Raw genomic sequence first — 23,717 nt, 5'->3', positions numbered from 1 at the left:
TATATAAACTATCATAAAAGAGGGTTTCTATGGAAATTTTATCTTTTACACAAAATGATATGGATATGGAGCCGAATCCGATGACAGATCCGGAAGAAAACGGGTTTCCAATAGATGAAGAAAACGGAAACAATACAGATGAAACAGGAGAGCAGCCGCCAGAAGAAAATAGCGAGAATGCACCTCCGCTCAATCTTGAAAAGGAACAGCCTGTTTCCGATTTCCCTATTACGAATGAAGGCCCTGGCGACACAGGGACTTCTGTTATTACGGTATTTCCCAAACCAATCATCCCATGCTATCTCTGTGAAAACAATCAAAATGGCCTTGTCCGCTTTTTAAATGCAGCAGCCGGCTATAATCCGTTCTTAATTTATATAAGCAATCAGCTGGCAGTAAATGGATTGGATAACGGAGAAATGAGCCAGTATGGCCGGGTTTCCGGCGGGAAACAGACCATAACCGTAGGCGGGCAGAGCGGATATGTTTATCTTGAAAAGCAGATTACGGTTTTAGTTGACCGTGCAGTCACTGTTGCAATCATCAATACGGATTATGGACTGGATTTAATGGAAATTGAGGATGTGTATTGCAATGGAGGTATTAAATCAGGCTGTTTCCGTGCATGCAATTTATCCATAACAAACCGTAAGGTTCATGTGGTGCTGAACGGTGGAGTGGTAACGTTTTTTGATGTGAATTATAAGGAAGTAACTAGTTTCCAGTATACATTAGCGGGCCTTTATCTGGTTGCTGTATCCAACAGTGATGCTTATAGCGGAAGCATTATTTTAACCTCTAATATATATATACGGGGCAATGCCTCCTATACTTTATACGTATTTAACTGGAGAAATGTAGAGGATGCCATTCGTATCCTGATAGTTGAAGACCGAAGAAATTAGAAAAAAATGGAACCTCTGATTGACAGATCAGAGGTTCTTTGTTATACTAAGTGTATTAAGAGTGTTAATACAGAATAGGAGGTGGAACATGATATTGCTTGATTATAAAGACCGCAGGCCAATATACGAGCAGGTTGTGGAAAAGCTAAAGGATCTTATGATATGCGGCGTATTGGAACAGGATGCGCAGCTGCCGTCTGTCCGTGCTTTAGCAACCGATTTATCCATTAATCCCAATACCATACAGAGGGCCTATGCGGAGCTGGAACGAAGAGGGTTCATCTATTCCGTCAAAGGAAGAGGCAGCTTTGTGGCGGATACCAGTTCCATTCGGGCGCTTAAGAACAGTGAGCTGAAAAAGGATCTTGTAAGCTGGATCCAGGAAGCAAAACGGGCAGGCCTGACAGAGGATAAGGCTCATACATGGGTTGCTGAGGAATGGGTAAGACAGGAATATTTGACAGGGGAGGAGAGAGAGGATGATAAAAGCAGAGAATCTGACAAAAAAATTTGACGATATAGTGGCAGTGGATCATGTAAGCGCGCAGATACGGCCTGGAAGCGTATTTGGCCTTATTGGAACCAATGGAGCGGGAAAGAGTACCTTTCTGAGAATGCTGAGCGGCATTTTAAAGTCTGATGAAGGAAACGTTACCATTGATGGAGAACAGATTTTTGAAAATGAAAGGGTAAAAAGCCGGTTTTTTTATATTTCCGATGACCAGTACTATTTTAACAACGCTTCGCCCCTTGATATGATGGAGTTCTACAGCAGGATCTATCCTCAATTTAACAAGGAACGCTTTCACAATCTTTTAGGAAGCTTTGGGCTTGAAGCCCGGAGAAAGGTCCACACCTTTTCAAAGGGCATGAAAAAACAGCTTTCCGTAATATGCGGGATATGTGCCAATACGGACTACCTTTTCTGCGATGAGACCTTTGACGGGCTAGATCCGGTGATGCGCCAGGCGGTAAAGAGCATTTTTGCAAATGATATGTCTGAGAGAAATTTAACTCCTATCATTGCTTCCCATAACTTGAGAGAGTTAGAGGATATCTGCGATCATGTGGGCCTTCTTCACAGGGGAGGCATACTCCTTTCCAGGGATTTGGATGATATGAAGCTTAACATCCATAAGCTGCAGTGCGTTTTAAAGGATGGAATGACTGCTGAGGACTTAACGGCTCTGCAGCGCATTAAGACAGAAGCAAGAGGAAAACTCTATACCATAACAGTAAGAGGAACCAGAGAAGAAGTGGAAGGATTGATGGAATCGTACCAGCCGGTATTTTATGAAATCATCCCATTATCTCTGGAAGAAATATTTATTAGTGAGACGGAGGTGGCAGGATATGACATCAAAAAGCTTATTTTATAATTTATTAAGAGAAGATGGAAAAAGACGCCTTTGGTCCATGGCACTGTCATTTTTAGTGTTTTTCTTTACCTTTCCGGTGGGGATTGCTCTTTCCTTAAGTGAACGGGTGAGAGAAAATATTGATTATACGTATATTGTATCCATTCTGGAATCCTGGCTGGGCTTTCAGAACGGCTGGATGGCGGCACTGATTATATTACTGTCCCTTATCATGGGAGTAACCAGCTTCTCTTATCTTCACTCCAGGCAGAAGGTGGATTTCTATCATGGCATTCCTGTAAACAGGAAGCATTTGTTCTGGGTGAATTATTTTAATGGGATTCTTATTCCAGCGGCCGTATATGGGGTGAACTTAGTTATTGCCATGGGAGTGATTGCAGTAAACGGCATTTCTCCTGGGGAGGTATGGAAAACGGCCATTACGGGATTCCTGCTGTTTATGATCCATTACTGCATGATGTATTCCGTGACTGTGATATCCATGATTCTTACAGGAAATGTTCTGGTCGGTATTCTTGGAAACCTGGTACTGCAATTTTATTTTATATGTGTGATAGGAGTCCTGGAATTCTGCCACACCAACTTTTTTTATACCAGCTACCGGGGAGGCGGAAATATATTTAACCGCTTCATGGATAAATGCTCGGCATTTGTCCTGTTCATGATGAATATGGAACGTCTGCAGCCGGGGGCTCCGGCAAGAACCCAGGCTGTCAGGATCTTGGCGGTTTTGGCCGTGACAATCGTATTGACCCTACTATCTTTCTGGCTATACAAAAAGAGAGGCTCAGAGGCGGCGGGAAGGGCCATGGCTTTTAAGATCAGTATGCCGGTAATCCGGATTCCCATTGTGGTTTTGTCGTCTCTTAGCGGAAGCATTTTCTTCTGGTCCATGCATTCCAGCATAGGCTGGGGGGTGTTCGGACTGATTTGCGGAATGTTTTTGTCACATTGCGTCATTGAGATCATTTATCATTTCGAATTCAGAAGGCTGTTTTCCCATTGGAAACAGATGGTGGCCTGCGCCTTATTGGCGGCAGTGATATTCTGTGGCTTCCGATATGATCTGTTTGGGTATGACGGATATATACCGTCTGAAGACTCCATTGAATCCGTTGCAGTATCCATGCCGGATGTGAATTACTGGGTCTCTTACGGAAGCGCACAGCAGAATTCCATGGGTGAATATTACTGGCAGTATGAGGATTCTGACGAATATATATTTAGCCATATGAAGCTTACGGATACGGCGCCGGTCCTGGCTCTGGTGCGTGATGCGGTAGCCAGAAACCGGAAGCTGCATCATAATAATGATTTTTATGAGACCTGGGACGATGGAAGCATAAGCTATAATTTTTCCATAAAATATACGCTGAAAAACGGCAAGAATATTTACCGCTCCTATCATTTGTCCGGAGATGAAATGCGGCCGGAGATCGCAGAGATTTTTGAGAACCAGGAGTTTATGAAAGCGGTATATCCCATCCTTGTCCAGACCCCAGAAGAGACTGCCTGGGTAAGGGTGAGCAGGGGAGAGCAGACCAATGTTGTCAGCCGTGACAGAAACGGGACAGAGAAAGCCATGACTGAAAAATTACTCCTTGCTTATCAGGAGGATTTAAAAAGCTTAAAAGTGGAAACCATGCAAAAAGAAAATCCAATAGCTACCATACAGTTTTTAACGAAAATGCAGGCAGAGGCGGAAACAAAGCGGGAAGAAATCCAAAGCTCCTGGAAATACAGTGAGATTACTTCAAGAGGGTATTATCCGGTCTATCCTTCCTTTACACACACCCTGGAGCTGCTAAAAGAGTGTCAGGTCGACGTAGAAGGCTGGAATAGCCTGGAAAATATAAAAGAGATCAATATTGATTCCTATCAGTTCAATGGCTATCAATCCACATATGGGGATAAAGACTCCCAATACCTGACAATTACCGATGAGGAGGACATCAGGCAGATCATGAGTCACGGGGCGATCGATGAGTATTCCAACATGAATCCTTATGGCGGCAGGGGAGAGAGGCGGGTCAGCTTTTCTGCTGTTGTAGAAGCCGGCGGAAGAAGAACCGAGACTTCCTGTACCATCCCATTTAATCAATTGCCGGAGTCTGTTAAAAGTGAGATCGAGAAGATAAAAAAAGATGTGTAAACAGTCTTTCATTGACTTTTTCTTCCAATGAAGTTAAAATGGTAGGAGCATAAGTCAAAGGAGGAATCACAGATGGCATTTTTTGAAGAGCTGGGAAAGACACTTAGTGGTACCGGCAAAGAGGTTGCAACCAAGGCAAAAGCGCTGACTGAGACGATACAGCTAAAGACGCAGATCAGTGTGGAAAAAACGAAGCTGGAAGAAGCTTATGCGGTCATCGGTAAACAATACTACGAAGCGAACAGCGAGCCGGAGGAAGCCTATGCAAAGGCTTATGAAGCTGTCAGGGCCAGCCGGGAAAGAATTGCCGCTCTGGAGATTGAACTTAGCCAAAGCGAGGGAACCCATATCTGTGCGGAGTGTGGAGCCAAGGTTCCAAAGAATTCCTTTTACTGTGGAAAGTGCGGAGCAACTGTAAAGGAAGCATCTCAGAAGGATGATACAGAAGATGAGAATGTGGAAGAAATGGAACAGGCAGCGCCTGCAGAGGAAGTAAATCCGACAGCTGGAATTAATACGGTTAGTGAAGACGCATTTGAACCTACAGAAGAACAGGAATAATTACTTAAAAGGCCGGCCTTAGGGACCGCTGACATAAGAAAACAATACCGGCACTGTCCACGAAGAGCAGTGTCGGTATTTGTTTTGTTATTTCCGCTTAAAAAAGTATGTAAATTTTCTGCAAAATGTGATAGACTAAATCCGACTCTGAAAAGAAAAAAGGTGCAACGAGGTATACCATGAAACTATATGTCAAATGGCTTGGGAGGATTTTCGCGCTTTCTGCCATGATAAATGTGTTTATTGAACTGGCTGGCAGGAAATCTCTGATAAGCTTTGGCTCTTATATCTGGAGAAGCTTTCCGGTTTTTATATTGAACACCCTGATCATCGCCCTTCCCTTTACGATTGTATTTGTGACGAAGCGCAAGGCTTTTACATGCATTACCATATCATTGATATGGCTTTTTATGGGAGTGGTAAACGGTATTCTGCTCATTTTCCGAACCACTCCTTTTACTGCGGCTGATTTCCGCCTGGTGAAGTATGCGGTCAGTCTGGCAACGGTTTACTTTACCTGGATGCAGATTATATTCATTGGGGCCGGTATTGTGTCTGCAGTTATATTTTTGGCCGCAGTCTGGCGCAAGGCGCCCATTTCGAAGGAAAAGATCCGGTACGGCATTGGAGCAGGGCTTATAGCCATAAGCGGGGTGATGGTGCTGGGACTGACAAGCGCTGCTATGAAAACAGGATTAGTGGCAGTTCATTTCGGCAATATTGGAGAGGCGTTTAAAAGCTATGGATTTCCATACTGCTTTTCCAATTCTCTGTTTAACACCGGAATTTCCAAGCCGGAGGGATATGGGACTGAGACAATGGAAGAGATTCGGGATGAGGAGCTGGTTCCGGATAATACCTATGCTCTGTCTGAGGACACAAAGCCTAATGTGATCATGATCCAGCTGGAATCCTTTTTTGACCCTGCCTTATGGAAAAACAACCCCGTAAATTATGATCCGATCCCGTTTTTCCATCAGCTTCAGAAAAATTATCCGGGGGGCTATTTAAGCGTGCCTTCTGTCGGTGCAGGTACTGCTAATACGGAATTTGAATCGATTACAGGCATGAATCTGGATTTTTTCGGTCCGGGAGAATATCCGTATAAAACCGTATTAAAGAAAACTCCCTGTGAAAGCGTGGCCTTTGATTTAAAAAACTTAGGTTACAGCGCTCATGCAATCCATAACAATGAAGCCACTTTTTACGACCGGAACAGGGTCTTTTCCCAGCTTGGCTTTGATACCTTTACCCCCATTGAATATATGAATAACATAGAAAGAAATCCTACGGGTTGGTGTAAGGACAAAATTCTCACCGGAGAGATCATCAGAACATTGGATTCCACGGAAGGCCCTGATTTTATCTATACCATTTCCGTTCAGGGGCATGGGAAATATCCAAGCTTTGAGTATTACTGCCAGCAGATCGGGGAAATGGACCAGTTTATCCGTTCCCTTGTCAATACCCTGCGGACCAGGAAGGAGCCTATTATTCTGGTCATGTACGGGGATCATTTGCCTGGATTTGAGTGGTCAGAGGATGAGATGAAGAACCGATCCCTGTTTCAGACCGAATATGTGGTCTGGAATAACATGAATCTTCCTGTGGAGAAAAAGAATGTGGAGGCTTATCAGCTTGCAGCTCATGTATTGGACATGCTTGACATTCATGAGGGGACTATGATGAGGTTTCATCAGAAATATTTCAGCAGCCCTGAAACAGAGGAAGAAAGCTATTTAAAAGATATGAAGACTCTGGAATATGATATTCTCTACGGAGGGCGTGAAGTGTACGGCGGAGAAAGCCCTTACCAGTCCACAAACCTTAAGATGGGAATTGATGATATCGTTATTGATGATGTGGTGTACAATGATTCCAATGTTTTGGTTTACGGAGAGAATTTTACTCCTTATTCCAGGATCTGTTTTGAGGGAAAGGCGGTGGAAACCACCTTTGTCTGGCCGGAGCTTATTATAGCCAAAAATGTTCCCGAAAAGAAGATGAAGGATTCAGAGCTTTCCGTTTGGCAGATTGGAAGGGACAAGGTACCGTTAGGAGAAGATATAACCCGTTACAGGACTGGCCGGATCAGGGCTTTAAATTGAGCAGGGAAACAAAAGGGGAGGGCACAAAAATGATGTGCTCTCCCTTTTATGATCCGCATTAAAGTGTAATTAGTTCGTATTCCGCATTTCCCAGACCGATTTTCACCCCATGTTCAATGGAGGATTTCCAGTTCGTGCCAGGATGGGTGTCTTTAAAATGGTCATGGTGATGGCTGCCGCGCTTTTCCAGTATGCTTCCTGCCATAACCGGCTGACGGTTCACGGCATCTGCACAGGCCATATCCAGAGCAACCGGGTCAAAGGAAGCAAACATGCCCACATCAGGGATAATGGGGATATCGTTTTCGGAATGGCAGTCGCAGTAAGGAGATACATCCATGACCAGGCTGATGTGGAAATGCGGCCGGTCTTCAAGAACTGCCTGGGTGTATTCTGCTATTTTGCAGTTCAGGATGTCGTTGGACTCATCAAAGTCTGTCTCAACGGCATCCACAGGACAGACTCCGATGCAGCGGCCGCAGCCTACACACCTGTTATGGTCAATGGAGGCCTTTTTATTCTGGAAAGAGATGGCACTGTGAGCACAGTTCTTTTCACAGGCATGGCAGCCGATACAGGTTTCTTCGCTTACATGAGGTTTTCCAGAGTTATGCATCTCCATCTTTCCTGCCCGTGAGCCACAGCCCATACCAATGTTTTTCAATGCTCCGCCAAAGCCGGTGCTCTCATGGCCCTTGAAATGGGTAAGAGAAATAAAGATATCAGCATCCATAACAGCCCGTCCGATTTTTGCTTCTTTTATGTAATCCCCGTTAATGGGAACCAGGCTTTCGTCAGTTCCTTTTAAGCCGTCGGCAATCAAAACGTGGCAGCCGGTTGAGAAGGGGGAAAAGCCGTTTTCATAAGCGGTATCTAAATGGTCCAGGGCATTTTTGCGGCTTCCCACATACAGGGTGTTGCAGTCCGTTAAAAATGGTTTACCGCCCTGGGATTTTACAAGGTCTACCACTGCTTTGGCATAATTGGGACGGAGAAAAGACAGGTTTCCCAGCTCTCCAAAGTGTATTTTGATGGCAGTATATTTGTTCTGAAAATCAATCTGCTCCAGCATTCCGGCGGTTTTTATCAGTCTTTTGAGTTTTTGAGGAAGGTTTTCCCGAAAGGTAGCATGGAAGTTTGTATAGTAAACCTTTGATTTTTCCATTACGGTCTCCTTTAATGAGTTATATGATACCGCCTATTATACTGTAAACAAACAGGGAATTCAATAAGGCAATTAGGACTTTATTTCCAGCCTCATTTATGCTAAACTAGGAGAAGCATATGACTAAGGTTTACAGGAGGAAAAAAGATGGGTCAGAACGGGCGTTCCAGAGAGACGGTTTGCATACAGGGCGGCTGGCAGCCGAAAAGCGGCGATGCCAGGGTGCTTCCGATCTTTCAGAGCACAACATTTAAGTATGATGACAGCGATAAGATGGGAAGGCTGTTTGATTTGGAAGATGAGGGGTATTTTTATACCAGGCTGGCAAATCCTACCAACGATGCGGTGGCTTCTAAAATCTGTGAGCTGGAAGGCGGAGAGGCGGCTATGCTGACTTCTTCCGGACAGGCTGCCAATTTTTATGCGCTGCTTAACATCTGCCAGGAGGGTGACCATGTAATCAGTTCTGCGACGATTTACGGCGGCTCTACCAATCTGTTTACCGTAACCTTAAAAAAGATGGGAATTGAATCCACTCTGGTGGATCCGGATTCTACGGAAGAAGAGCTTGAGAAGGCGTTTAAGCCCAATACAAAAGCAGTATTTGGGGAAACCATCGGCAATCCGTCTCTTGTTGTTCTTGATATTGAGAAGTTTGCCAGGCTTGCACACAGGCACGGCGTTCCTCTGATCGTGGATAATACGTTTGCAACCCCCATTAACTGCCGCCCCTTTGAATGGGGAGCGGATATAGTAACTCATTCTACTACGAAATACATGGATGGACATGCTACCAGCGTAGGCGGCTGTATCGTTGACAGCGGAAATTTTGACTGGGAGGCCCATGCAGAACAATATCCGGGGCTTACCACGCCTGATGAATCCTACCATGGCATTGTATACACCCAAAAGTTTGGTAAAAAAGCTTATATTACGAAAGCAACTTCCCAGTTAATGAGAGATCTGGGAGCTATTCCTTCTCCAATGAACTCCTTCCTTTTAAACCTTGGTCTGGAGACCCTTCATCTTCGGATTCCACGTCATTGTGAAAATGCCTTAAAGGTGGCGCAGTATTTAAACTCCAGGGAAGACGTGGCGTGGATCAAGTATCCGGGACTGGAAGGGGACAAATATTATGAACTGGCAAAAAAATACATGCCTGATGGCACCTGCGGCGTAATCTCCTTTGGTTTAAAGGGAGGGAGGGAAGCTGCGGTTAAATTTATGGATGGATTGAAGCTGGCGGCTATTGTGACTCATGTGGCAGATGCCCGTACTTCTGTTTTGCATCCGGCCAGCCATACCCACAGACAGCTGACTGATGAACAGCTTATTGAAGCCGGGGTTGACCCGTCCATGATCCGTCTGAGTGTTGGCATCGAAAGTGCAGAGGATATTATGGAAGATATTGGGCAGGCATTGGAACGGTAAGAGAAGAAAAAGAGGCGGCGGGAAGACTGCGGTATCAGCGGTTTTCCCGTTGTTTTTAACATCTTTGAAAAGAATACAGGGCCTCTGAGGTTGCAAGAAAAAGAGACAGGCTGTATAATTAAAAAGATATGATTCATTGAATTGGCAGCATGGGAGGTGCACAGGATGAAACAGATCAGGAGGATGCTGAGAATTATTTTTGGCCGGACTACGTTTGCGGTCGTTTCTCTTATCGTACAAGTGGCTATTCTTTTTACGGCCTACCGCTTTTTGAGCCGCTACCTTGCCTATTTCTACGGTGGTTTTGCTCTGCTCGGTGCATTTGTTATCATTTATATTCTGAATAAAGAGGAAAATCCCAGCTTTAAGCTGGCCTGGATGGTCCCGATTGCAGCGATTCCTGTGTTTGGAACGCTTTTTTATCTGTTTGTGGAGCTGCAGATTGTGGGAAAGCTGGCAAATAAAAGGCTGCGGGCTAATATAGAAAATACGGAAACCTATCTGGCTCAAAGTCCTAAGGTCATGGAGGATTTGTCCAGAATCAGCAGGCGGAATGCCAATCTGGCTTACTATATCAAAAATTCAGGTCATTACCCGGCATATAAAAACACCAATGTACAGTATTTTCCGCTGGGCGAAACCATGTTTAAAGAGATGAAGAAGGAGCTGGAGGGCGCAAAGCGGTTTATTTTCATGGAATTCTTTATCCTGGAACGAGGGGAAATGTGGGATGCCATATTGGAGATCCTGGAGAGAAAAGCAAAAGAGGGGGTGGAAGTACGGTTCATGTACGATGGGATGTGTTCCCTGGCCCTGCTTCCTTTTAGCTATCCAAAGGAATTACATGCAAAGGGAATTAATGCAAAGATGTTCTCTCCCATTAAGCCTGCATTTACCACTTACCAGAATAACCGGGATCATAGAAAGATATTGGTTGTGGACGGCCTTACGGCTTTTACCGGAGGAGTAAACCTGGCAGATGAATATATCAACCGGCGCGTGCGTTTTGGCCATTGGAAGGATACAGGAGTCATGCTGAAAGGTGATGCCGTTACTAGCTTTACCATGATGTTTCTGCAAATGTGGAACATTTTTGAAAAGGTTCCTGAGGACTATGGGAAATATTTAAAAGATCCGGAATATTTTTATCCCCTGGAGCTGAGCATGGATGGATTTGTGATCCCTTATGGGGACAGTCCCTTAGATCAGGAATCAGTTGGAAAACAGGTATATTTGGATATCATAAATTCTGCAAGGCATTATGTCCACATTATGACGCCTTATCTGATTCTGGATTATGAAATGGTCCAGGCTCTTACTTTTGCCGCCAAGCGGGGAGTGGAGGTCGTTATCATCATGCCTGGGATACCGGATAAAATATATGCGTTCCTGCTTGCAAGGTCTCACTATGGAGAACTGATAAGGGCCGGGGTACAGATTTATGAGTACATACCAGGCTTTATCCATGCCAAGGTATATGCAAGCGATGATATCAAGGCTGTGGTCGGTACCATTAATATGGATTTCAGAAGTCTTTATCTTCATTTTGAATGTGCGGTCTACCTGTATCGGAACGAGGTGATACGGGATATACAAAGGGATTTTCATGACACTCTGGCCCAATGCCGTAGAATCACTATGGAAGATTGCAGAAGTTATCCATGGTATGAGGTGTTTGCAGGGCGGGCGTTGAGATTGTTTGCACCGCTTATGTAGAGTAATAGAGTTCGAATAACAAACAGTTTCGGGAACCCTGGTGTTTATGCAGATTCCGATTATCAGGGATTTTATTATCGATGAAACAGGAAGACAAAAAGGCCTATGTGGAAGATATTTCAGATGACAGAAAGCGTGATCGGGAAAGTCTAAATGATATTTTTCTAAAAATTTTGGGATAAGTTTTAATAGAAGTAGCACCTATTATAGGGGCTACTTTTTTAGGTTTGCGTGCCATGGGCGCGTTCTAACGGGAAAATGTATATAATCCTATAATTCAAATAACTATCTGGAATTAACATCTAAAGATATTGTAACTTTATTCACAAAGTGATAATATAAGTAATAAGTAGTAAGTAGTAAGTAAATGCAGTTAAAGGAGGAATATCATGGATTTAACATTATCAGAACGTTTTGCACTGATTGGCTTTAACGGTTGTGAGAGCGAGCATAGAGAAACTGCTAAGCAGAATGTATTAAAGGTATTAGGTGCTGCTGTATTTTTGGAGGAAAACTACAATCTTGCGACGGATAAATGGAACTTTAATGAAGAAGGAATGAAAGATGCCATAAAAAAAGCAAATAAAAAAGAATTAGAACGAACTTACGCCGAACGCTTACAAAGTAAACAGCTTCTTTCTAAGGTTCCTAATTTGCTAGGCTGTGATTTATATTACGATAAAAATATTAAGCTAAAAACCTATGTAAGCGATGCAAGGGAGTTTGAATGTCAGTTAGATTTGTTAAGGGCTGAGTTTTTAGAAGAAGGACCCATCTCAGAGGAAAGTACTATTTTGATATGGCTGCTATTAGAGTCCCTATGCTTCTATCAGGTCTTTTCTGTCTATGAACAGAATAAAATCACAGCGCGTATGGCAGGTCTTCGCAATGAAAGCACCTTGGCAAAAGCACTTTATCCCATTGAAATACGTTCTTTATGGGGGACTATAGTGGCTGTTTTTCTACGGCTGAAAAGCCAGGCAGCTGCTACTGAGACAGGAAAAGGCTTTAATTTCATATTCCCATTCTTTGAAAGAAAACAATCGATCTTTATCGATACAGAAGAATATTTTCCAAACGCACAGCTGCGATTGAAGAATGTATTGGATCGAATATCTTCACAGGGGCATGTATATGAGGTACTTAGAGAAGGTGCAGTTCCGATTGTAAAAATTGATAATATTAAATATGAACTAATCCCTGAAGCTATCGTCGGCAGAATGCCTGTTCATGGGGTAAGATTACGTCGTTACAATCTGTAAGGAGCTGGATATGTCAAGGCAACGAACAATTGAAAAAATAATGGAATCAGAATATGTATCAATTGGAGAATTGGTGCGGCTAACCAATGTCAGATACAGTACCCTAAAGTTCTATACAGAAGAGGGAATGCTGCCTTTTGAACAGGCAGAAATGAATCTGACCAGGAGATTCAAACGTGTAGAAGCAATTACTCGCATTGAGGAAATAAGGGAAATGCGTCAGAACGGAAAAACCATACCGCAGATAAAGGAAATGCTTCAGGAATCTGCGAAAGGCTAAGAATAAATTAAATAGTAGCATTTTTAGTGTAGTTTTTAAGACGATCACCAAAGGCTACTGTGGCCGGAGTGGAACAGAGGAATATAAAGTAATTAAGATTGAAAGAATCAGGAGCAGATGTACTTTGTCTGATAAAAGGGAGGAGCCGGCAAGATGGGGGAATCCTGCCGGCTGTATGAAAAAAAGTTTTATTTTAAAGGGTTTCTGGCCTCTTTATAATTATTAATATACCTGTAAATTGTGACGGGAGTTTGATGAATCTGTGAAGAGTTTGTGAAAGGAGACAAAGGTGAAAAACCATGAATTAATTTCTATGCCTAAGTCAGCTGGTTGGATAGTCACCCGTACTTTGTTTTCCAAGTCAGCAAACCACTTTCCCACATATCTAATTCGGCGAAAATAATTTAAATCACTATTTTATTAAGACAAGGAGCGTGGCAGCGACAGTTTGACAGTTGCGATATCGCAACAATTAGGATTGTACAGTTAGTAGACCGGCTGCAAAATAATTACATTGACATCCCAATGGCACCCAAAAGGTAAATTAACTACTGATCTTATGCGGAATGAACGGTTAATTTGAACAGAAAAGTGCATATGTGCATATCAGAGGTTACCGCGCGGTAATGAGAATATATACTGCTGTTTATGCAAAAATGCGCCGGAAGCATATGCTTCCGGCGCATTTTTATAAGATCATAGATCTTTTAAATGACTTTGTGCTGCTTACTATTGAGATACTTCAAAAATAACCATGTGTGCAATAACTGGGGTCGCACCGTATGTTACGGTCTGCCCGGTTGTGTTAACGAGTGCAATCGTGGATGGGATTGCGCCCACAGTAATTAAGGCGACTCCGCTTAACTGGCCTCTGACGATCGGCGAGCTTGAAGATATACCACTGCTTCCATTTATCTGTAATGAAAATTCTACATAATTAGATGAGCCTGCACTTTCTGTGGATACCCACCAGGATACATAGTAATTTTGTTCTGCATTAAGTGTTGCAACACCTGTTGATGTGTTATAAGCGATATTAAGACTCTGGTTGTTTAAAATGGTATTAAATATAACAGGGCTTCCATTTGCCACTGAGGTACCTCCAGTGAATTGCAGGTCAAATCCCCGTAATTGGGTAAATGGTCCTGGAGGGCCAATAGGTCCGGTAGGTCCCTGGGCACCGGTAGCACCGGTAGGCCCAGTAGGTCCAACAGGTCCTTGCGGTCCCTGAGGTCCGGTCGGCCCAATAGGTCCTTGAGCGCCAGTTGCGCCAGTTGCGCCAGTTGCGCCAGTGGCCCCTTGCGGTCCCTGAGGCCCAGTCGGTCCCTGAGCGCCGGTCGCGCCGGTCGCACCTGTAGCACCGGCAGGCCCAGTTGGTCCAGTAGGTCCAACAGGTCCTTGAATTCCCTGCGGTCCCTGAGGTCCCTGAGGTCCAGTCGGCCCAGTAGGTCCTTGTGCACCAGTCGCGCCGGTCGCGCCAGTTGGCCCGGTAGGTCCCTGAGGTCCTTGAGCACCAGTCGCGCCGGTCGCGCCAGTAGGTCCGGTAGGTCCCTGAGGTCCTTGAGCACCGGTTGCGCCGGTCGCGCCAGTAGGTCCGGTAGGTCCCTGAGGTCCTTGAGCACCAGTCGCGCCGGTCGCGCCAGTAGGTCCGGTAGGTCCCTGAGGTCCTTGAGCACCAGTCGCACCGGTCGGTCCGGTAGGCCCTTGAGGTCCCTGAGGTCCTTGAGCACCAGTCGCGCCGGTCGCGCCGGTAGGTCCGGTAGGTCCCTGAGGTCCTTGAGCACCAGTTGCGCCAGTTGCGCCGGTCGGTCCGGTAGGCCCTTGAGGTCCCTGAGGTCCTTGAGCACCAGTCGCGCCGGTCGCGCCAGTTGGCCCGGTAGGTCCCTGAGGTCCTTGAGCACCAGTCGCACCGGTGGCACCGGTCGCGCCAGTTGGTCCGGTAGGTCCTTGAGGCCCCTGAGGTCCTTGAGCACCAGTCGCACCGGTGGCACCGGTCGCGCCAGTTGGTCCGGTAGGTCCTTGTGGTCCCTGAGGTCCTTGAGCGCCAGTAGCACCGGTCGCGCCAGTAGCGCCAGTAGGTCCGGTAGGTCCTTGTGGTCCCTGAGGTCCTTGAGCGCCAGTCGCGCCGGTAGGTCCCTGAGGCCCTTGAGGTCCTTGAGGCCCTTGAGGTCCTTGAGGCCCTTGAGGTCCTTGTGCACCAGTAGCACCAGTTGGTCCGGTAGGTCCTTGAGGTCCTTGAGCACCAGTCGCACCGGTAGCACCAGTCGGTCCAGTCGGTCCTTGTATTCCCTGAGGCCCCTGAGGTCCAACAGGTCCCTGAGGTCCAGCAGGTCCCTGAGGTCCTTGTGGTCCCTGAGATCCAGTCGGTCCCTGAGGCCCTCTAGGTCCCTGAGGTCCAGTCGGTCCCTGAGGCCCTCTAGGTCCCTGAGGTCCAGTCGGTCCCTGAGGCCCTCTGGGTCCTTGTGGTCCTGGGCAGCCTCTAGGCCCTTGAGGCCCAGTAGGTCCAACGCAGCATCTGAACTCGTGCGATCCTGCTGAGCCGCAGCAACCGCATCCGTCAGAGCAGCGATTTTCATCCCAATTTCTATAATTATTCATTATAATTCCCTCCTGTTAAGGTGCGATATTGCGATGTTTTGCTTACAAATCTTCTATAAAAGTCTAAAGTATATAAAGGGTTTTTTACCTCTTTATATCTTATCATATGTATTGAATGACAAGTTTGTTAGAAACAAATCAACGGCTACGTATAATTTATCATTAATTGATTCCTGCTATATCAAATCAATATTTCATGAATTTTTTAGGAACAGCAAACAAACTGGTAGGTAAGTAGTGTGAGAGATAGAATCCCATCGGTATGCCAAGTGCCAGCCCCCCAGGAAGTTCTGTCGTTCAGACCGGTTCTTGGTATGGACTTTTAGATTGTTGAATATGGGGAGTTTCTTAATAGAAAAATGGGCTCATGTGAAATCAGGATTCACTGGTTAAGTGATGTAATAACTTCTAAGCTGACAGAAAAAACACTATTTATTTAGGGAGTATATTTTTTTATAAATGATGGGATTAAGAAATGGGATACAAGGATGGCGGAAGGAGATATTTAACAAGGAATTTAATGTAAAGAGTAACCAATGTCTACAAGGCGTAAAGGCAGGAAATTAAAAGTTTTATACGCCAGATTCATTGTAGAATGCCAGCTCTCTTTTATGGGTTAAAGGCTAATCAGTACAAATGCCCTTTCAGGAGCTGCGACAAGTCAAATGCATCGTGGTTTTAACAAAGTGAAGGCCAGCATTTTAAGATGCTGGCCTGGCAATAAAGGCTTATTACCGTTCGTCTGGCAACCGTTTACGGGTGGCGGAGACTTTCACTATTAGAAGTTAAATTGGGTGGATTCCTTTCGTTTGCCTTTTGTTACTGAATAAACAGGCCTCCTGAATAGAAGAAAGGCAAGCTTTGTGTCTGAGTACCGCCGCTTGTTGTGAATCCCAGTACGATTGCAACCTGAGTTCCTGCTGTAAGGGGGATGTTCAGCCCGGTGGAGAAGCCTGCTCGGGTTGTATAAATAGGATAAGCAGTTCCCTGTGCATAAATCTGGGTTGCAGGGGTAATGGAACTAGTAATAATTGTATAACTATTGCTGTTCGATGGGGCGGTTGCAATAGCCACATATAGTGTTATATTAGTAGAAGGTGTAAATCCTGCAACCGTTGCAAAATTTGCATAAATTGACTGAAGCGTACCATTGGTTGGCATTGTAAAGCCATACCATCCATCTGCTGTATTAATTGAAAACGTGGTTGCGGATGTCAGGGTCAATGTTGTTGCACTTTCTCCAAAGCCAGTTAACGAAATAGCGGATGATGCACCGGTTGAGTCTGTGGCAGGAGTTGCGTTTATATAACCTGTTGCAAAGGGAATAATATATCCTGATGCAAGGCCAGCTGGTCCAGTAGGTCCAGTTGGTCCCTCTACTCCTTGAGGTCCAGTCGGCCCAACAGGTCCTTGAATTCCTTGTGGTCCCTGAGGTCCTACTGTTCCCTGAGGTCCGGTCGGTCCCTGAGCACCAGTAGCGCCGGTAGCACCAGTCGGTCCAGTTGGTCCAGCCGGTCCCTGAGCGCCAGTCGTGCCGGTAGCGCCAGTTGGCCCAGTCGGTCCAATAGGTCCTTGAATTCCTTGTGGTCCCTGAGGTCCCTGTGGTCCGGTAGGTCCAGTAGGTCCTTGGGCACCGGTCGCGCCGGTAGCACCAGTCGGTCCAGTCGGTCCCTGAGCGCCAGTAGCGCCGGTGGCACCAGTAGGTCCAGTCGGTCCCTGAGCGCCAGTAGCGCCGGTAGGTCCAGTCGGTCCCTGAGCACCAGTAGCGCCGGTGGCACCAGTCGGTCCAGTCGGTCCCTGAGCGCCAGTAGCACCGGTCGGTCCAGTCGGTCCCTGAGCACCAGTAGCACCGGTAGGTCCAGTCGGTCCTTGAGCACCAGTAGCACCGCTAGGTCCAGTCGGTCCCTGCGGCCCTTGAGGTCCGGTAGGTCCAGTTGGCCCCTGAGGTCCTTGGGCACCAGTAGCGCCGGTAGGCCCAGTCGGTCCCTGAGCGCCGGTAGCGCCAGTAGGTCCAGTAGGTCCCTGCGGTCCCTGGGCACCAGTCGCGCCAGTCGGTCCGGTAGGTCCCTGAGGTCCCTGGGCGCCAGTAGCACCAGTCGGTCCGGTAGGTCCCTGCGGCCCCTGCGCACCAGTAGCGCCAGTTGGGCCAGTCGGTCCCTGGGCACCAGTAGCGCCAGTCGGTCCGGTTGGTCCCTGCGGCCCCTGGGCGCCAGTAGCACCAGTCGGTCCGGTAGGTCCCTGCGGCCCCTGGGCGCCAGTCGGTCCGGTAGGTCCCTGCGGCCCCTGCGCACCAGTAGCGCCAGTTGGGCCAGTCGGTCCCTGGGCACCAGTAGCGCCAGTCGGTCCGGTAGGTCCCTGCGGTCCCTGGGCGCCAGTAGCACCAGTCGGTCCAGTTGGTCCCTGCGGTCCCTGGGCGCCAGTTGCGCCAGTAGGTCCGGTAGGTCCCTGCGGTCCCTGGGCACCAGTAGCGCCAGTCGGTCCGGTAGGTCCCTGCGGTCCCTGGGCACCAGTAGCGCCAGTAGGTCCAGTTGGTCCCTGCGGTCCCTGGGCGCCAGTCGCGCCAGTTGGTCCCTGCGGTCCCTGGGCGCCAGTCGGTCCAGTAGGTCCCTGCGGTCCCTGGGCACCAGTAGCGCCAGTCGGTCCCTGAGGTCCCTGGGCGCCAGTCGCACCAGTAGGTCCAGTAGGTCCCTGCGGTCCCTGGGCGCCGGTAGCGCCAGTCGGTCCAGTTGGTCCCTGCGGCCCCTGGGCACCAGTAGCGCCAGTCGGTCCAGTTGGTCCCTGAGCGCCGGTAGCCCCAGTTGGCCCAGTCGGTCCAACAGGTCCTTGAATTCCTTGTGGTCCCTGAGGTCCCTGTGGTCCGGTAGGTCCAGTCGGTCCTTGGGCCCCGGTAGCGCCAGTCGCACCAGTCGGTCCAGTTGGCCCCTGAGCACCAGTAGCGCCGGTAGCGCCAGTTGGTCCAGTCGGTCCCTGTGGTCCCTGAGGTCCTTGGGCACCAGTAGCGCCGGTAGCGCCAGTCGGTCCGGTTGGTCCTTGGGCACCAGTAGCGCCGGTAGCGCCAGTCGGTCCAGTCGGTCCTTGTGGTCCCTGAGGTCCTTGGGCACCAGTAGCGCCGGTAGCGCCAGTCGGTCCAGTCGGTCCTTGTGGTCCCTGAGGTCCTTGGGCCCCGGTAGCGCCGGTAGCGCCAGTCGGTCCCTGTGGTCCCTGAGGTCCTTGGGCGCCGGTAGCTCCAGTCGGTCCAGTCGGTCCTTGTGGTCCCTGAGGTCCTTGGGCCCCGGTAGCGCCGGTAGCGCCAGTTGGTCCGGTTGGTCCTTGAGCGCCGGTAGCGCCGGTAGCGCCAGTTGGTCCCTGAGGTCCTTGGGCACCAGTAGCACCGGTCGCACCAGTTGGCCCGGTTGGTCCTTGTATTCCCTGAGGTCCTTGAGGTCCTACTGGCCCCTGAGGCCCTGCAGGTCCCTGAGGTCCTTGAGGTCCTTGGGGCCCTCTAGGTCCAGTTGGTCCCTGTGGCCCTCTGGGTCCGGTCGGTCCCTGCGGTCCCCTGGGTCCTGGACAGCCTCTGGGTCCCTGCGGACCAGGGCAACAACCGCATCCATCACAGCAGCGATTATCGTCCCAATTTCTACAATTATTCATTATGATTCCCTCCCGTTAAGGTATGATATTTTGATCTTCTGCTTATAAGCGTTCTATACAAGATTAAAATCAGAATATAAAGGAACTTCGAACTCCTTTATACCTTATGATATGTATTGAATGACAAGTTTGTTAGAAAATAACTGAACTTAATAATGATGCTAAGATCACTGCGAACCGGAAGGAAATATTCTGGGATAATTGTAGGAAGATTACTGAATTTATAGATGATTAAGGACGTCAGCATAGCCAAAACTTGCCCCATAGATCTGGGAGGTTTCTGTATAATTTCAGATAATTTAACCAATAAAGCCGGGAATTCCAAGGAGTATGTATTTTCCTGGCATTTGATACACCATGAATTCTGAAAAGCTTTCTGCACGCAGAGCAGTGGTCTTTACTTCGGAAAGTAAGGACCATAATAAAAAGAAATACTCCTTTTCGATAAGAATTTTAATAATAAAAAACTTATCAAAAAGGAGCTGTCTATCGTAAATATATAAGTTGTTTTATTCCTCAGGTATAAGGCAAAAAAACTTTTATAATAAATATCTGTCAATAGATATTCTCTTTTATTTGACCAATCAGAGCATGCAGCCCTAATTCATTGCAATCGTTAATAAGTCCCATAGTGATAAAACTGCTAAAGAATTTTTTGACCTCATTTTTATCATTCATATTTAATGATTGGATTGTTTTTTCGATCAAACTCAAAATCTCATTATTAATTTCACTATTTTTTGTATAGTGCATAGCTAATTTTTGCAGTTCCCTGATGATTGGTTCATTTATTGCACTTGTCATGACGTTCATCATTTGGGCGCCGGAAGAAGGTTCCTCTTTTGTTTCGGAGTTATCAATAATCTTTCCATCCCCCAAAAAGCTGATTTGAAGGCTTGAACCCGTACTGTTTTTTGAAATAAGATCGCTGATCAGGTCGTAGGCCTGAAGGGTAAATTCTTTGTTAGTGCAGATAAAAGAATAAACTTTACCGGAACTGATTTCAAAATTGATACCTATGAAACTTTCCTGTTTCCGATTCCAGTAAAACCAGGCGATGGGGTACAGGATCAGAGCCAGCAGGATACCAATGATGCTTGCAGGGCTGGAACCCGACAAAGCTATGAGTAATAAAATAAGAACAAAATGGAAAGGAAATGGTTTCTCAGCGCAGCTTCCCATCCATATATGAGAAATATTTGCAGTTTTGATCATATGATTATCCCATCTAATCGTATTTTTTTCAATAGTTATGGTAGAGTCTATAAATCTTATATTCGTTTGATTTGTCATGAATCTCTCCTCTAAACAATTCCACTATTATTTTCAATGATAGATGCAATGAGAACTGGATTTGTAATCATAATGGTGCCCATGGTATCAAAGCCCATAATTTCAACATATACACTGTAATTGCAGCATTTGTACCCTATGGAGTCATGATCATATGCCATGAAAGAAAAGGTATTTGTTTCTTTGCTATTCTCATTTCGGCTGTAAACCAGGCTGGAACTGACAGGAGTCTGAGCCGTCTGATCGTTTCCTTGTTTAAACAGTTGAAACTTGAGATGCATACGGGCGTTGATGGTAAGGATATTACAGGAAAAATTAAAATGAATTAAAAAGTTCCTGTAGCTGAAAGTATCTATATTAACTGAAGCTACGTTATATGTAGCGTTTTTGTCTGTATGTTCGGGTAAAATGATTCCTCCCGCAGCAGAACTCTTTATTAAAACCTGGTTTGCAGGAGGTGAATCGCAGGAACTCTTCTGATTATTTTGTAAACACTGGCTTTGGTCAAGGTTTTTGGGCTGGGTAGACTGGATAGGCTGTGGATTCCTATTGGCTGTACTGCGATATGGACAATTGGGACGGCATGACATACCGAATAAACGGTTATACATAATGACCACAGCTCCTTATTTGAATGCTCATAGATAGAGCGTTCGGCCGGGTTCGGCCAAACACTCTATCTATGATAGAAAGTTATTTTATGCAGCTATTGGCATACATCCCTTGTACCCGCCATTTAAAACTGAAATTAACAGTCGTTATCTACGATAATTGCGGAAAGAGTTGCATTGTTAATGGCAGTAACACCAACTGTAGCAACGCCGGCAACCGTAGCAACTACACTGTAAGTGCAGCAGTCATCGTTGCACACATCGCAATCGCAAACGAAGAAGGAGAAGGTGTTGCCATCAGTAATAGCTACAAGCCGTGAGAAAGTCCAGATTGGTCCTACTGGAATAGGAGTCAATATGCCTTTGCACTGTTTGAATACCTGGAAATTCAGGGAGATAACAGCACCGGTTGTTACAATATTACTTGCAAATTCAAATTTAATGCACGGGTTTTTTAAACCTTTGGAATCTACGTTTACAGTAGCCACAGTAAACGCAGCACCTGCAACTGTTAATGCAGGTAGAGTTACTCCACCCTGACTGCCGCATTTTAATATTGTTCTGTTGGGTTTTAAGTGCTTTCTGGGCCGTTCGCATGTGCAGTTACACGTACAGTCCTCACATTCATCACATTCGCATTCACATATTCTCATATCAAGATCATTCATGATGTGACCTCCATTTTGCTTAATAATTAGGAATGTTTCGTTATACCATCATGGTATACTACATTATATTATCAAGAAGAAAATATGCTACAACTCACTAGACAATATTTGTCTTACTGTCATTCTTTGCCCCATTTTCTGCAATTATTGGATTCTTAAGGTCAGATTTTTGTTTTCCATGGTGATCAGTAACCGGTATACATCATGTTTCCATGAATTTTTCAAACGTTCATCAATAATTGGAATTACTTCTTTTTGTATCCTCGATGCACCTTCAATGAGAAGACTGCCCAAATCTCCGATCTGCACGGTATCTTCCTTTACAATAGGCTCCTCGTAAAACATAAGGGATAATACAGGGGATGGGAGATCTCCTTCGTAATGATCGGATATTGTGATTTCTTTTCCCTTTTCCAGTACAGCGTTCCTGGTATAGGATCTGATCCGTTCATCCGGATAAGCTGCCCCTAAGTCCATGGAAATCCGGCAGACTGAGTCTCCTAATTGATGGACCACGTTTTCCGCCCGGTAATCGGCTCCATCCTTTTGCATGATCTGGGTCTCTCCGTCAAAAAAGGTTGGCAGGTTATGATACCGGGACTGCATGGTCCAGATGTCATAGCGGTCTTTTGAAAAGGTTTTTTTTGTATACGTTTCCACCCCAATGTCGATAAACATGGGTTTCCCATCCTTGTAAATGGTAAAGCTTCCTGTGTCGTTATGGTTATGGCTGTCGTTATTATCCCCGGCTTTTACGGCCAGATAAAGATGATCATCTCTTGCTATGAAAAGTCCCACGCTTTCATACCAGAAATCCCGGTGGACAATGGGAGATTTGGCAAAGGAAGTCATTTCCCTGTGGGTAAAGACGGTCTGTAAACGGTAAAACAGGTTATGTTCTTCTAGGGTTAAGGGATCCTCGCTGCTTTGGTAATCTTCTGCAGCAAAGGACATAAGCTCCTCATTTTTCGTCCGCTTGCCAAAGAGGAATTCCCTGGCTCCGCACCGTCCGGCAATGGGAGAGCAGTCGGCAAAATTCACGTAATAGACATCATGAATATGGGCGGTCAGGATGTAGGAGGCTATGTTTTTGATTTTTTCGATTTCGTATGCAGGAAGAAAGGCGTTGTCTGAAATTCCATTTAAAACCTCAAGGCAGTTGAACAGACATAATCCTGCGTGGCGGTAGTACTGGGCACCTTCATCGCAGCAGCCGTCTTCCCCATACTCCGCCAGAAAATAGTCAATGCTTTTGCACGCCTTTTTAAATATTTCCTCCTTTTTGATCTGTGGAAGTTCTCTTGTAAAGGCGGAGAGAAGCACATTCTGGGTGCACCAGACAGTCCAGTTGTTCATGGGGCTGACCCCGTCGCCCATCCACCAGAAGTGTTCGTTAAGATAAGGGGTAAAAATCCGTTCCTCAAGGTTTTTATTGATCATCTTTGAGAGGAAGGGGGTGACGGAATCAAGCTCCTGCCTTAAAAGATACTCTGCCACGGCCAGTACAGAGGCCGTTTCCGCTGCAAACAGATCAATGACAGGGCGGGTGACATCAGGAAGGATAAAGGGAGGTGTGTCGCGGATGTAGGAGTTATGGGCAGGAAGCTGCCATGCGTTTTCCTCACATATCAGATAAAGCCCGTTGATGATATCATCAAGAAAGCGTCCCTTATATTCCGCGCATTCAGCCAGGACCAGGGAATTAAGGGCGGTTCTTCTTAAAAACAGCTTATCCTGAAAACGGCTTCTGTTTCCATTTCTGGTAAACTCCATGTAATCTGCGGCAGCTAAAGAAGGGTAATCAAAATTTAGATAAGTTTCTCCGTTTTTTATGAGACGTCCTGTCAGATCCTTTGGCAGTGAATCCCAGGAATTCCGGTCTGAGGCATGGGGAAAGGGTGAAAAACAGGATAAAGGTTTCTTTTGTTCATTTGTAAGTTCTGTAATCATGGCATGCA

General features: G+C 46.2%; 17 protein-coding genes. 10 read left to right on the top strand and 7 right to left on the bottom strand.

Going from position 1 to position 23,717, the window contains the following annotated elements:
* Positions 1-29: 29 nt before the first annotated feature.
* From ABFV83_RS08710 to ABFV83_RS08685, 6 genes are all read left to right on the top strand, one after another.
* Positions 30-905, top strand: a complete 876-nt coding sequence (locus tag ABFV83_RS08710; RefSeq protein ID WP_349948490.1) for a DUF4397 domain-containing protein — start codon at positions 30-32, stop codon at positions 903-905.
* An 88-nt stretch (positions 906-993) separates the two neighbouring features.
* A complete protein-coding gene (locus ABFV83_RS08705; protein ID WP_349948489.1) occupies positions 994-1,419 on the top strand; it encodes a GntR family transcriptional regulator in 426 nt (141 codons plus the stop codon).
* Positions 1,385-2,284, top strand: coding sequence for an ABC transporter ATP-binding protein (locus tag ABFV83_RS08700; RefSeq protein WP_349948488.1), 900 nt, complete (start codon positions 1,385-1,387; stop codon positions 2,282-2,284). Before ABFV83_RS08705 ends, ABFV83_RS08700 begins: the two co-directional genes overlap by 35 nt.
* The gene (locus ABFV83_RS08695) at positions 2,259-4,436 is read left to right on the top strand and encodes a DUF6449 domain-containing protein (protein ID WP_349948487.1); all 2,178 of its coding nucleotides are present in this window, start codon (positions 2,259-2,261) and stop codon (positions 4,434-4,436) included. The genes ABFV83_RS08700 and ABFV83_RS08695 overlap by 26 nt, the downstream gene beginning before the upstream one ends.
* Positions 4,437-4,508: 72 nt before the next feature.
* Entirely contained in the window at positions 4,509-4,997 is a 489-nt protein-coding gene (locus ABFV83_RS08690) for a zinc ribbon domain-containing protein (protein ID WP_349948486.1), read from the top strand.
* Between the two features lie 179 nt (positions 4,998-5,176).
* The gene (locus ABFV83_RS08685; protein ID WP_349948485.1) at positions 5,177-7,105 is read left to right on the top strand and encodes a sulfatase-like hydrolase/transferase; all 1,929 of its coding nucleotides are present in this window, start codon (positions 5,177-5,179) and stop codon (positions 7,103-7,105) included.
* 58 nt (positions 7,106-7,163) lie between these two features.
* Here the strand turns inward: ABFV83_RS08685 and ABFV83_RS08680 are convergent, their stop codons facing one another.
* A complete protein-coding gene (locus ABFV83_RS08680) occupies positions 7,164-8,270 on the bottom strand; it encodes a DUF362 domain-containing protein (RefSeq protein WP_349948484.1) in 1,107 nt (368 codons plus the stop codon).
* Between the two features lie 147 nt (positions 8,271-8,417).
* Here ABFV83_RS08680 and ABFV83_RS08675 point away from each other — a divergent pair, with 147 nt between their 5' ends.
* From ABFV83_RS08675 to ABFV83_RS08660, 4 genes are all read left to right on the top strand, one after another.
* Positions 8,418-9,701, top strand: a complete 1,284-nt coding sequence (locus ABFV83_RS08675; RefSeq protein WP_349948483.1) for an aminotransferase class I/II-fold pyridoxal phosphate-dependent enzyme — start codon at positions 8,418-8,420, stop codon at positions 9,699-9,701.
* A gap of 165 nt (positions 9,702-9,866) precedes the next feature.
* Positions 9,867-11,417 carry a cardiolipin synthase gene (cls, locus tag ABFV83_RS08670; protein ID WP_349948482.1) on the top strand — a complete coding sequence of 517 codons (1,551 nt, stop codon included), beginning with the start codon at positions 9,867-9,869 and terminating at the stop codon, positions 11,415-11,417.
* A 389-nt stretch (positions 11,418-11,806) separates the two neighbouring features.
* Positions 11,807-12,679 (top strand): hypothetical protein, encoded by an 873-nt coding sequence (locus tag ABFV83_RS08665; protein WP_349948481.1) that lies wholly within the window; start codon positions 11,807-11,809, stop codon positions 12,677-12,679.
* A 10-nt stretch (positions 12,680-12,689) separates the two neighbouring features.
* Positions 12,690-12,959 carry a helix-turn-helix domain-containing protein gene (locus tag ABFV83_RS08660; protein ID WP_349948480.1) on the top strand — a complete coding sequence of 90 codons (270 nt, stop codon included), beginning with the start codon at positions 12,690-12,692 and terminating at the stop codon, positions 12,957-12,959.
* Positions 12,960-13,688: 729 nt separating this feature from the next.
* Here ABFV83_RS08660 and ABFV83_RS08655 read toward each other — a convergent pair.
* The 6 genes from ABFV83_RS08655 to ABFV83_RS08630 form a co-directional block, all read right to left on the bottom strand.
* Positions 13,689-15,557, bottom strand: coding sequence for a collagen-like protein (locus ABFV83_RS08655; protein ID WP_349948479.1), 1,869 nt, complete (start codon positions 15,555-15,557; stop codon positions 13,689-13,691).
* Positions 15,558-16,376: 819 nt separating this feature from the next.
* Complete coding sequence (locus tag ABFV83_RS08650) at positions 16,377-19,187, bottom strand: hypothetical protein (protein ID WP_349948478.1); 2,811 nt, start codon at positions 19,185-19,187, stop codon at positions 16,377-16,379.
* Positions 19,188-19,742: 555 nt separating this feature from the next.
* Complete coding sequence (locus tag ABFV83_RS08645) at positions 19,743-20,480, bottom strand: hypothetical protein (protein WP_349948477.1); 738 nt, start codon at positions 20,478-20,480, stop codon at positions 19,743-19,745.
* 11 nt (positions 20,481-20,491) lie between these two features.
* Positions 20,492-21,070: a DUF4489 domain-containing protein gene (locus ABFV83_RS08640; protein WP_349948896.1), complete on the bottom strand. Its 579-nt coding sequence runs from the start codon at positions 21,068-21,070 to the stop codon at positions 20,492-20,494.
* Between the two features lie 158 nt (positions 21,071-21,228).
* Complete coding sequence (locus tag ABFV83_RS08635; RefSeq protein ID WP_349948476.1) at positions 21,229-21,759, bottom strand: DUF4489 domain-containing protein; 531 nt, start codon at positions 21,757-21,759, stop codon at positions 21,229-21,231.
* Between the two features lie 144 nt (positions 21,760-21,903).
* Positions 21,904-23,709 carry a heparinase II/III family protein gene (locus ABFV83_RS08630; protein ID WP_349948475.1) on the bottom strand — a complete coding sequence of 602 codons (1,806 nt, stop codon included), beginning with the start codon at positions 23,707-23,709 and terminating at the stop codon, positions 21,904-21,906.
* Positions 23,710-23,717: the final 8 nt, after the last annotated feature.

It is taken from the genome of Lacrimispora sp. BS-2, from assembly GCF_040207125.1.
Lineage (GTDB): Bacteria > Bacillota > Clostridia > Lachnospirales > Lachnospiraceae > Lacrimispora.
The sequence above is the reverse complement of the archived record's forward strand: the minus strand, read 5'-3'. Positions and strand labels throughout refer to the sequence as shown.